At 56.8% G+C, this 12,955-nt stretch carries 3 protein-coding genes; 1 reads left to right on the top strand and 2 read right to left on the bottom strand.

What is annotated here, in order from left to right; genetic code table 11:
• The first annotated feature begins 39 nt into the window (after positions 1-39).
• Positions 40-726: a hypothetical protein gene (locus HPY30_16220; GenBank protein ID QYZ67390.1), complete on the top strand. Its 687-nt coding sequence runs from the start codon at positions 40-42 to the stop codon at positions 724-726.
• 166 nt (positions 727-892) lie between these two features.
• Here the strand turns inward: HPY30_16220 and HPY30_16215 are convergent, their stop codons facing one another.
• Positions 893-1,621 (bottom strand): SapC family protein, encoded by a 729-nt coding sequence (locus HPY30_16215; protein QYZ67389.1) that lies wholly within the window; start codon positions 1,619-1,621, stop codon positions 893-895.
• 67 nt (positions 1,622-1,688) lie between these two features.
• Positions 1,689-12,854 carry a filamentous hemagglutinin N-terminal domain-containing protein gene (locus HPY30_16210; protein QYZ67388.1) on the bottom strand — a complete coding sequence of 3,722 codons (11,166 nt, stop codon included), beginning with the start codon at positions 12,852-12,854 and terminating at the stop codon, positions 1,689-1,691.
• Positions 12,855-12,955 lie beyond the last annotated feature (101 nt).

Raw genomic sequence — 12,955 nt, 5'->3', positions numbered from 1 at the left:
GTGAAACCGAAACCCAAGAGGCCGGACACGAAGCCGTTGATGAAGAAGAAGTCTCGACCGGCAGGAGGAATTGGAGCGCCACCCAAGCTGGCCGGCCCTTCGCCGGTCGTTGTACTCAAATCCGACACCATGTCAGAATCTGAACAACAGCGGAGCGATATTGGGTACCACATCATCTATCGTGGGGACACCAGGACGCCCCCACAGTTAACAACCTATGACGGATTCACTGCCTGGGTGGAGTTGAGTCCAGAGCAGGCAAGAAATGTCATCAAACGTAGTCAAGGGCAGAACTTCAATCTCAAATTACCAAAGGAGGCGAAAAGATTGGAAGATGCTTTCAATAAACACCAGAACCTCAATCTAATGACCCTAGGCCGTCAGATCAAGCTGGAGAAAGCGGGAGATACTTTCCATGTCTCAACCGACCCGACAGAAGGCTGCGGAGGCTACGCGAGCGGATACATCTATGCCATGAAGTTCAAAACGCTGTACTTGATCGACAAATCCGGAAACCAGTCGACAGGATCACTCAAGGACGTCAGAGGGATCAACCCCAAGCTCGTACTCGATACCCCTTCCTTGTCAAATGCGACTATTATCGGGCTGGCTATACCGGGACAAGCAGGAGTCGAAGTCGCATTCTTGACGAAGATACCTATGAAGAACATCTACAGATACCGGATGCCGCATAATCAGGAGTGGAATTATTTGGAGTCAGAATAGCCTCGTAGCAGGGACGGCGGTTACTCGACGTTCATTACACAGGCCTAAGGAAACTCAGGTGAATTGGATCATTGTCATCTCGACCGTAGGGAGAGATCTCAAACTATACGGCGTATAGCTATGTTTCCAGCTGAAGTGGACCAACATTCGATCGAGCCGACCCCTTTCAGGAACCCGCATCAACCGCCGCAAACCGCTCCATCAGACTGTTGAAATTATCCAGGGATGCGAGATGGATATATATCCACTCCAACTCATCATTTTTAGCCAACTTCCCGATCACCTCTGCATCGAGATTTTTTAACCGATCACGGTTGACCGTATAGAACCCTGTCAGCGACATCTTGGCGCCGCTGTTCAACTCCACATTGGCGTGCATCGGTTCCAGCAGATCCAACTCCTTCAGATGGTTCGAAAAGGCTTGCGAACGTTGAGATTCCACCTGATACTGCTGCAGAAAACCTACCATCCGCTGCAGATAGGCACTCTGACTGCCATCCTTCTCGAACAGCCGTTCTCCTCGTCCATCCTGATTTACACCTTCGTAAGCTTCGTCGATACAGACAGTAAACTCGCTACCACTATTCGCAAGGATAAATGGATAACGCCGTACATAGGCTGGCAGATAATCGGCATCCCAGGTCGAACGCCCCTTGATGAAAAGGTTCTGTTCCTTTTCAAATCCCAGCAGCGCAACGGGTGAAAGTGAATTGTCATCACCAGAAAAAACGATGGGATAGTAGTGGGATGCCTTGACGAACTCCACCACCGACAGGAACACGGCATTAGTGGCTTTGGAAAAAGAGCAATCGTTGCCCTGTTGCACAAAGAAGCCCGCATGACGCTGTTCACTGACGGGCATCACGGATTGATAAAATATGGGATTTCCCGACACTTGATTATCCTTTTTAATTTCTTGCAGATCCGGCTCAAGCCGGGTTTCTCATCGACCTGAACAACGCCTACCGCATTCTCCCACCATCGATTCTCGACTCATCCGGCGCATAAAAAACCTTTGGGAAGGCTTTGACGTGACTCATCCAATTTTTCGGCAGTTCATATTTCAGATTAAGCCACCTACCACCCATGGTGAGTTCATCGCCACTAAAATCCCCACCCTCTTGTTCATCCAGAATGCCTGGCATCCTGAGCCCAAGCCCAATAACATTGTGGATCTTGATCTGAGATTTCAGAAGGGCTGCATCAACTTTTTCAAACTGATCCTGGGATGCGGCCTGAACCTGTCCGGCAAGCAGACTTTGCACTGCTGACAAATCGGTAACGGTTCCCCCGATGGAGGATCGCCCTGCAGTCAGGCCTGTACTTCTTTCGTAAACAGGTTTGCCCGTGATGACATTCACTGTCCCGGTAATGACTGCACCCCACTGCCCACTGATGACCGCTTCGTGATTAAAGGCCAGGTTTATGGTGCCCACATCCGGCTGCTGGAAGCGCACCGGTTGAGTACTTGTGCCGATGGAACCGACGAAACCCAATGCGTAAATATTGGCTGTCACACCGCTGCCCTTGACATTCACATTTTCGTTGGTCGCCTTGATGTCACCAAATTCAGAATTCACATTTATTTCCGCTGCAGCGGTTTCCAGTTGAGAGATGGTAACGTCGTCATGACCCGTGTAAACAATCTGATGACCAGAAGTGGCTAAGGTATGGGTACCGGCGTTCATCGTCAGGGTGCCGGTATCTGCAAACACTTTGACAAAGCCATTTTCTGAAGTGATGTTCCCGGTTTGAAGAATGGAGTCTGCCCACATTATTGTGTCGCCGCCCGCAGCAATATCACCGACAACAAGGGTATCCTTGTCTCTGACAGTAACAGTGTTATTGCCACTGTTGTTTACACTGACAGCGCCTATGAAGTCATTGTGCTCATCGACCAAAGTGATGTCATTGGCACCAGTTGTGAAGCTGCTGGTTCCACCAATGCTCAACGCCCCACTCTGGGTGATCGAGCCGCTTGCTGTAACATCAAGATCGGTCAGTGACATCTCAGGCAGCACAACTCCACCACCCGTTGCATTCAGATTCAGATTAGCCGCCGTGATATTGCCGCCGCCAATGATCGTTTCAGCAGTCAGTACTGCTGTGCCCAAAGCCTCAACCTGGTTGATATTCATCACCCCTGATTCGGTCACGTCGATCGCACCCGCTACAGCCGTCGTACCCCCCTCATTCAAGGTCCGTACCGCCAGGAAGCCAAACTGGGAGTTGGCATCATTCAGCGTGATGTCGGCAGCAGCATCGTTCCGAGTGACAAACAAGGCACTGCCGTTCACAGATAGAGTGCCGCTATCGGTAATGGCACCCGCTGCACCGAGCGTTAGCTGTGCTGTGGTAATTGCGCCCAGGTCGATAGCATCGGCCAGGTTCGTCACGCTGGTGGTGCCTGTACCGTCGGTGGTCACGATCAAGGCACCGTCGATATCGCTGGCCTGATCCAGGGTCACCGAGCCGTTGGCTGCCGTTGTTGTGAACAAGGCATCACCGCCGATGTCCAGTACGCCGCTGTCGGTGATCGCACCTGCTACGCCAATCGTCAGTTGTGCGGTGGTGATCGTGCCAAGATCGATGGCATCGGTCATGTTCGTCACGCTGGTGGTGCCCGTGCCGTCGGTGTCCACAATCAAGGCACCGTCGATGTCGCTGGCCTGATCCAGGGTCACCGAGCCGTTGAGTGCAGTAGTCGTGAACTGGGCATCGCCGCCGATATCCAGTACGCCGCTGTCGATGATCGTGCCCGCAGCCCCAATCGTCAGTTGTGCGGTGGTGATCGTGCCAAGGTCGATGGCGTCGGTCAGATTGGTGACGCTGGTAGTACCCGTGCCGTCGGTGGTCACAATCAAGGCACCGTCGATATCACTGGCCTGATCCAGGGTCACCGATCCGTTGGCTGCCGTTGTGGTGAACTGGGCATCGCCGCCGATGTCCAGTACGCCGCTGTCGGTGATGGTACCGGATGCAACCATCAGTTGTGCGGTGGTGATTGTCCCAAGATCGATGACATCGGTCAGATTGGTCACGCTGGTGGTGCCCGTGCCGTCGGTGGTCACGATCAAGGCACCGTCGACGTCGCTGGCCTGATCCAGGGTCACCGAACCGTTGGCTGCCGTTGTCGTGAACTGGGCATCACCGCCGATATCCAGTACGCCGCTGTCGATGATGGCACCCGCTGCACCAATCGTCAGCTGTGCGGTGGTGATCGTGCCAAGATCGACGGCGTCGGCCAGGTTGGTGACGCTGGCGGCGCCCGTGCCGTCAGTGGTCACGATCAAGGCACCGTCTATGTCACTCGCCTGATCCAGGATCACCGAGCCGTTGAGTGCAGTAGTCGTGAACTGGGCATCACCGCCGATGTCCAGTACGCCGCTGTCGGTGATGGTACCGGCTGCGCCAATCAGCAGTTGTGCGGTGGTGATTGTCCCAAGATCGATAGCATCGGTCAGATTGGTAACGCTTGTGGTGCCCGTGCCGTCGGTGGTCACAATCAAGGCACCGTCGATATCACTGGCCTGATCCAGGATCACCGAGCCGTTGAGTGCAGTAGTCGTGAACTGGGCATCACCGCCGATGTCCAGTATGCCGCTGTCGGTTATAGCACCCGCTGCACCAACCGTCAGTTGCGCGGTGGTGATCGTGCCAAGATCGATGGCGTCGGTCAGATTGGTCACGCTGGTGGTACCCGTGCCGTCGGTGGTCACAATCAAAGCCCCATCGATATCGCTGGCCTGATCCAGGATCACCGATCCGTTGGCAGCCGTGGTGGTGAACTGGGCATCGCCACCGATATCCATTACGCCGCTGTCGATGATCGCGCCCGCTGCACCAATGGTCAGCTGTGCGGTGATGATCGTCCCAAGATCAATGGAGTCTGTCAGATTGGTAACGCTGGTGGTGCCCGTGCCGTCAGTGGTCACGATCAAGGCACCGTCTATGTCACTCGCCTGATCCAGGATCACCGAGCCGTTGAGTGCAGTAGTCGTGAACTGGGCATCACCGCCGATGTCCAGTACGCCGCTGTCGGTGATGGTACCGGCTGCGCCAATCAGCAGTTGTGCGGTGGTGATTGTCCCAAGATCGATAGCATCGGTCAGATTGGTAACGCTTGTGGTGCCCGTGCCGTCGGTGGTCACAATCAAGGCACCGTCGATATCACTGGCCTGATCCAGGATCACCGAGCCGTTGAGTGCAGTAGTCGTGAACTGGGCATCACCGCCGATATCCAGTATGCCGCTGTCGATGATGGCGCCGGCGGAATTGGCAATAAGATCGTCGGCAATCCCCAGTGCAGGCAGCGATATGCCGGCGCTATTGGTTACCGTTAATGCCGCCAACGCATTGTTCTCACCAACCGCGCCCAGCAAGTTAACAATACCCGCCGCACCGGCGTTGAGCACCAGGGAGTCAGCGCTGTCGGCATCTTCCACCACGCTGGTGATGGTGATGTCGTCTCCCGCTCCCCCTCCAGAGGTCAGGGTGACGGCGCCACCACTGTCCAGATCCACAGCGCCGGTAAAGGTTAATGCTCCCGTGTTACTGGTGTAGATGGTTCCATTCAGGTCGATGTTGTCGCCGGTCACTGCGATGGGGGTGTTGGCGATCATGTTGGCCAGATCCACTTGGGCCGCATTGCTGACTGTCAAGCCGTCAAGGGCTATGTCTGCCCCGATCGCACCAGACAGCATCACACCCCCCCCGGCACCACCGTTGAGCACCAGCGCGCTGGCAGTACTGTCATCATTGACCGTACCTGCAATATTGATGTCCGCGCCGGTAGCAACTCCATTGGTTGTATTCAAGGTCACAGTGGCAGGTGTGCCAAGGATAACGTTATCGCTTATCACGATCACGTTACCCGCAGTGACGATGTCGGCGTTCAGCGTGGTAGTGCTCCCCGAGCCATCCAACGTGATCGAAGCGTTGTCGTTGCCCGTAAGCTGACCGTCTACCGTGATGCTGCCAGCACCGGCCGGCGCCCGAATGGTCACCGGATCCACGAAGGTCGAGCCGCCCACTACGATGGCGTGGGCACCACTAGCCCGGCCAATGGAAATCGAAGCGAATCCATCAGCCAACGCAGCTATGTCGGTAGCGGAAACATCCAGGGTACCGGCTCCGCCTCCCACTCCTATCGAAGTGCCATCGGCAACCGGCTGCAGAATGATGCTCGTGCCAGCAATGGAACCAACTCCACCGTTAAAGTCGATCTCGTCGGCTGTGTAACCCTGGGCACCAACGGTGGTTACAGCCCCCGTATCCACCTGTGCCGCACTGCTGACAGTCAGCGCTGCCAGCATATTGGTTCCACCGACGGCACTTCGTAGATCCACGTTGCCCAATCCACCCGCATTGAGCACCAGGGTATCCGCACTGTCGGCATCTTCCACCGCGCCAGTGAGGGTGATGTCATCGCCTGCTCCACCATCGGTGGTCAGGGTGACGACGCCACCGCTGTCCAGATCCACCGCGCCGGTGAAGGTCAATGCTCCTGAGTTACTGGTGTAGGTGGTTCCATTCAGGTCGATGTTGCCGCCAGCCACCACGACAGCGCCATCGGCGATCACGTTGGCCAAATCCACCTGTGCAGCATTGCCGATCGTCAAACCGCCCAGGGCCGTGCCCTCTCCGGCCGAACCAGACAGCGCCACCGTCCCCCCTGCTCCACCGTTGAGCACCAGCGCACTGGCAACACCGTCGTCATCAACCGTTCCACCGATACCGATGTTTGCGCCGGCCACAACTACTCCACTATTGGTAGTATCCAGGGTCACCGTGGCTGGAGTACCAAGAATCACGTTATCGCTGATCGAGATTGCGTTGCCGGCGGTGACGATATCAGCGTTCAGCGTGGTCGTAGCTCCCGGACCATCCAGGGTGATCGACGCGTTGTCGTTGCCCGTAATCTGACCGTCCACCGCGATAGCACCGGCCCCGTCGGGAGCACGAAGGGTAATCGGGTCGTTGAAGGTAACAGCATTGATGGTGATGGTTCCGGTTCCGTCGGCACGGCCGATGGTGATTCCGCTGAACCCATTCTGGAATTCGGCAATTTCCTCAGTCGTGAGAGAGAAGGCCCCCGCGCCACCGGCAATACCGATGCTTTGTCCCACAGTGGTGGGCTGAACCAGAAGGGTTCCAGTTCCGTTGACGACGCCATCCAGGCTCATTCCGTCACCGGTCAGGGTGATGGCGCCGGTTCCGGCTGAGAGAGTTCCAGCCGCATTGGTGACCAGGGTACCGGTACCCACACCAATATTGATGACGTTGTTGGCGGCTTGTACCGCGGCAGTCAGAGTGATGCCGTTGTCGCCATTATCCAGGGTGAAACCACCTGGAGCCGTCACCGCCCCCAACTGGGCAATGTTATGATTACCCGAATCCAAGGTCAGGTCCGAGGATACTCCCGTCAGCGTAGCCGTCATTGTCGCAGCAGCAACCCCTGTTCCGGCCCCATCGGTCACATCCCCTGCGGCAATCAGGTTCACCGTCTGACCCGCCGCGTCCAGATTGTTCAGAACGATCCCGGCACTGCCGGTCAAATCCAACTGCCCACCCACAATGGAGTCGGTCAGAGTCAACGCGCCGGTATTGCTGATGGAAGTCGCAGCAGTGGTCAGATCAAGCGTGTTAACCGCTGTCTCAATGTCAATCACCGCCTGGTTGCCCAGGATGTTCAGGGTGCCGGCGGTTACATTGACCGTGGCATCCACGCCAGCCGCATCAGCATTGCCGTCGGTAATGGCGCCACCCGCGGACAGGTTCACCGTCTGGCCGGTCGCAGTGATGGTTCCAAGGGTAAAGGCGTTGGCCAAGGTGAGATCAACCTGCCCCTGAGCGGTAATGTCACCATTCTGATTCAGGGTTCCGGCATCGATGTCTATGGCCCCAACCAAGTTGCCGGCACCCACTGCGCCACCAAGGGTTACAACACCGTTGCCGGCATTCACGGCCAGATCCCAGGCGGACCCCTGTCCTTGAATGGTGCCGGAGAAGTTGATCGGCCCATTGGCTGCAGTCAGACTACTGTTGCCGGTCAGAACCACGTTGTTCTGCATGGCGATCCCGCCACCACCCGCAGTGAGCACGGTATTGAGCAGAATCTGGTCCAGGGCATTCACGGTCACGCCACCAGCCCCAGTGGCGGTAACCCGCCCGTCCAGCTGAATATCTGACCCTGCGGGGGCAACGCCACTGCTTTGCAGGGTAATGCTCCCTGCCGCCTGGATCTGATTATTGGCGCCATCCGCGGCCACGTAGACACTGTTGAACCCGCCGACGCCATTGGGATCGTTGTCGTCGGAAAGGTCGGAACCGGTAATGGTCACGTCTCGGGCAGAGTCGATGAAACCGCCGGTGTCCACCCGCACGCCACCATCGCTATCGTTATCATTATCCGCACTCAGGATGATATCCAGAGTGTCCAGGGTTGTTTGCAACATGGCCTGAATAACGATATCGCGGTCGGCGACCAGATTGATATCACCATGCCCGGCTTCAGAGTGGATGATGTCGGAGGCGATCACGGTATCCGGGGAACCGCCGGTTGCGGTAATGTCACCGGCACCCAGTCTAATCTGCACCCCGTTGCTCACGGTGAGTCCGGACAGGGTGCTGGTGCCGCCACTGCCGTCTCGGGTATCCAGGTCTGCATTAAGGGTCAGGTTGCCGGTGGCATTGATCAGGATGTTGCCACCATCGGTACCTGGATGGTTGCCACTGGTGACAGCACCGGTAACATTCAAGTCACCGCCACCAGTCTGGTTGAAGGTTACATTAGCCCCCACCGTGCTCAGTGAAGTCAGTTCGGTGGCACTTGCCTGGCTGTTTGAGATTTGCACATCAAAGGCACCACTGTTGTCCACCGACAGGGATGTAGCTGCGGTTTCAATGGCATCCTCCGCCCCTATGCCTGAGACGGCGGTGAGCGAAATAGTCGTTGCCGTGATGTTGGTTCCGCCACCGTTACCGTCGGTGATGGCGCCGGCAGCGTTCAGGTTCACCGCCTGACCAGTGGCGTCCAGGTTGTTCAGGGCAATCCCGACGCTGCCGGTCAGATCCAACTGCCCTGTCACCGTGGAGTCGGCCAGGGTCAACGCACCTGTGTTGCTGATGCTGGTGGCCGCCGTAGCCAGGTCCAGGTTGCTCGCCGCTGTCTCAATATCCGTCACCGCATGGTTACCCAGAATGTTCAGGGTGTCAGCGGTTACATTCACTGTGGTATCGGCGCCGGCGGCATCCGCATTAGCATCGGTAATAGCACCTCCGGCGGCCAGGTTCACCGTCTGGCCGGTGGCCGTCAGGGTACCCAGAGCGATGCCCGCACTGCCGGTCAGATCCAACTGACCCGTCACTATAGAGTCAGCCAGCGCCAGCGCGCCGGTATTGCTGATAGAGGTGGCCGCAGTAGTCAGATCCAGAGTGCTAACCGCTGTCTCAATATCCGTCACCGCCTGGTTGCCCAGGATGTTCAGGGTGTCAGCCGTCACATTTACCGTGGTATCCGCGCCAGCGGCATCAGCATTGCCGTCAGTGATGGCGCCTCCGGCGGTCAGGTTCAAAGTGCCGCCGTCCAAATTAAGGATACCTAGAGCCACCGCAGCGGTATTCACCACATTCACGCTTTGGTTAGTGGCATCATTGCCGTCGGAAGAGTCAATGGACAGCGTGGATACGGTAGTACTCAGAGTATTTGCACCCGCCCCGTTGGAATCCAAATCCAAATCCAATGTGTCGGCACTGATGGTGTTGGTGGTATCGTTGATCCGGCCACCTCGCAGGGCCACATTCTTTCCGGCCAGATCCACCGCATCGCCCAGGCTGATCGCGCCTGTGCCGCCAGCCTGGCCGATGGTCACTGTACCGCTGCCTGCCTTCAATTCGGCAATGTCGTCGGTGGTCAGGGTGAAGCTCGTCCCGTCCGCCACTGCCAGTCCCACCGTATCCGCCACCGCATCCGGTTGTAGTATCACGTTGGTACTGCCCAGACTGTTGATGGTGTCAAAACCATCCACGTCAGTGGCAGTGACCGTCAGTATGCCGGCCGTCACATTTTCTGTCGTATTGTCCAAGGCAAAGGTGACCGCATTGGCGCCAGTAGTGATCGTGACGTCGTTTACTCCAGCATCGATCCCGCCAGTCAGATTCAGCGCCTGGTCGTTGGCCAGCTGGAAGTCACCTCCAGTAGCATTCACCGTATCCAAGTTGATCAGTACATTGGCTTGAGTCAGCGTGGTGGTACTGCTGGCATTAGTGACGTTCAGGGTAGTTGCTGTCAAAACGCCGTTCTGGGTAATAGCACCTCCAGCGGTCAAATTCACCGTCTGGCCGGTGGCCGTCAGGGTACCCAGAGCGATGCCCGCACTGCCGGTCAGATCCAACTGACCCGTCACTATAGAGTCAGCCAGCGCCAGCGCGCCGGTATTGCTGATAGAGGTGGCCGCAGTAGTCAGATCCAGAGTGCTAACCGCTGTCTCAATATCCGTCACCGCCTGGTTGCCCAGGATGTTCAGGGTATCAGCCGTCACATTTACCGTGGTATCCGCGCCAGCGGCATCAGCATTGCCGTCGGTGATGGCGCCTCCGGCGGTCAGGTTCAAAGTACCGCCGTCCAAATTAAGGATATCTAGAGCCACTGCACCGGCATTCACCACAGTCACGCTTTGATTGGTGGCATCATTGCCGTCGGAAGAATCAATGGACAGCGTGGATACGGTAGTACCCAGGGTATTTGCACCCGCCCCGTTGGAATCCAAATCCAAAGCCAACGTGTCGGCACTGAGGGTGTTGATGGTATCGTTGATCCGGCCACCTCGCAGGGCCACATTCTTTCCGGCCAGATCCACTGCACCGCCCAGACTGATCGCGCCTGTGCCGCCAGCCTGGCCTATGGTCACTGTACCGCTGCCTGCCTTCAATTCGGCAATGTCGTCGGTGGTCAGGGTGAAGCTTGTCCCGTCCGCCACCGCCAGTCCGACCGTATCCGCCACCGCATCCGGTTGTAGTATCACGTTGGTACTGCCCAGACTGTTGATGGTGTCAAAACCATCCACGTCAGTGGCAGTGACCGTCAGTATGGCGGCCGTCACATTTTCTGTCGTATTGTCCAGCGCAAAGGTTGCAGCATCACCTGCCGTGATACCAATGTTCCCACCTGTCGAGAGTGCACCGCTGACAGATACGGTGCCTTCTGAATTGATTGTGATCGACCCGGACCCGGAAGTCAGAGTGCCAACCGCAATGTTGGCTGTACCCACATCACGACCATCTGATCCGGATTGAATGATGATATCTCCAGCACCTTGCCCGCGGATTTCTATCGCAGATACATCAATGCCTGTGCTTCCTTCTAATGCTGCATTGCGAGTAATCAGAGTCAAGGATCGATCAGTATTCAAAAGGAGTATGCCATTCCCTTCGCCACCATTATCGAAAGTTCCAGAGGTAGAGATACCATCAGTGGCTTGCAGGATGATATCGGCATTGGTTCCTTCGATTTCGGATTCATACACGGTAAAACTGGCCGGAATATCTGCAAATGCTACGGTTGTATCGCCATCATGAGAGAGCACGGTTGCTGAATCGCCGGCCTCGTTATCACTACCGTCTGAACTTCCGCCAGCAATTGTGATCGTGCCAGGATCGAGGAGGAGTGTCCCCTGACGACCATCAGCTCCAGATAGATCAGTTGTTCCTCGATAGATCAAACCCTCTTTACCGGATACCTCGGCAAAACCACCACTACCTGAATTGCTGTCGCCTTTTGCACTAATGGTTCCGTAGAACCTGGTGATTTCATCCGCCCAAACGATCACCTTGCCGCCATCACCATCAACAATGGCATCCGCCCTGATCTGCGTATCTGGCCCAACATAAGTTCGGTCGGCATTCAGCACATCCGGATTACCCCCCTGGTAATCCCCACCAACCAGCACTTCGCCGCCACCAATATGGCCGGAGGCATCAATCGTTGCGTTGCCGAACAGGCCGACACGGTCACCCAACACCTGCACACTACCGCCTTTGCCACCAATCTTGGATTGGGCGCTGATGGCACTGTTATCGGTCAGGAGGGTCGTATCGGCAGATTCCAGTTTCACCCTGCCGCCATCACCTGCACTGCCGTCGGCAACAATAGCGCCACTGGATGTGATGCGGTCGCCTGTTACCTCGATGCTTCCACCCTTGGTACCCGACGCTTCCAACCTGCCGCTGTTGGCCACCAGACCGCCAAACCCGGTCAACCGGATCTTGCCACCGGATTTGTCGATGCTGCCGGCATGGATCACACCTGTGTTGTTGACCACTTGGCTGAAGACGTCGCGGGCGGTGTGTCCGGCCAGAACCACAGTGCCGCCTTCGGCACGGATCTCACCTGAATTGGCCACGGAAGCTTCGGCACCGCTGTCATTGCCCAGCACTGCTTCGTCGACGCGAAAACGGATCAATCCGGCACCGTCAAAATCAACCACGGCCTTGCGCCCGGAGGCAAGGTGAACGTAACCCACATCGGCAACGATCAGCCCTTCATTGCTGGCAGTGCCGCCCACCATAACGACGCTGCCGCCGGTAGCGGCCTTGATGATTCCGCGGTTGATCACGCTGCCGGGGGATTGGCCGTCAGGCAGACCCAGTTCATATTTGCCGTCCATGAATTTGCCCGGATCCATGTCCAGGCCCGTGGCGATGAGACTGCCGACATTGACGGTAGCGGTACGGCCGAAGATGAGGCCATTGGGATTGGAGAGAAAAACCCGGCCGTTGGCTTCGATGGTGCCGAAGATCTGGCTGGGATTTTGATCGAGTATGCGGTTGAGGACGGCGGCGGAAGCGGAGGGTTGCTGGAATCGCACCAACTCCTGGGCCTGTACGTTGAAGCTCTGCCACTCCAGAGCCAGGTTGTGAGACTGCTGCTGGATCAGGGTGGTGTTGGTGCTGGGTGTGCTGATCGCGCCCTGACCACCGACTACCTGCCCCCCTTGGGGACCGGCCAAAACCATACCCGGCTGAGCAAGCAGCAAACTGGCTGGCAGGACGATTGCCATCCGTATGAAATGGGATAACTCTTTTATGGCGTAGCAAGTTTCACTCGAACCAGTGGCAGTCTGGCCCACGCGTGCCGCTTTCCTTCGCCGATGGCGCCTTCTCATTGCTAAACTCTCAGACGATCTCCGACCTCACCACGCTACAGTTCGCTTATTAGTTAGTATGGACT

It is taken from the genome of Gammaproteobacteria bacterium (ex Lamellibrachia satsuma) (assembly GCA_019623805.1).
In the GTDB taxonomy this organism is placed as follows: domain Bacteria; phylum Pseudomonadota; class Gammaproteobacteria; order Chromatiales; family Chromatiaceae; genus QGON01.
Note: the sequence above shows the minus strand (reverse complement) of the source record. Positions and strands in the feature narration are given on the sequence as shown.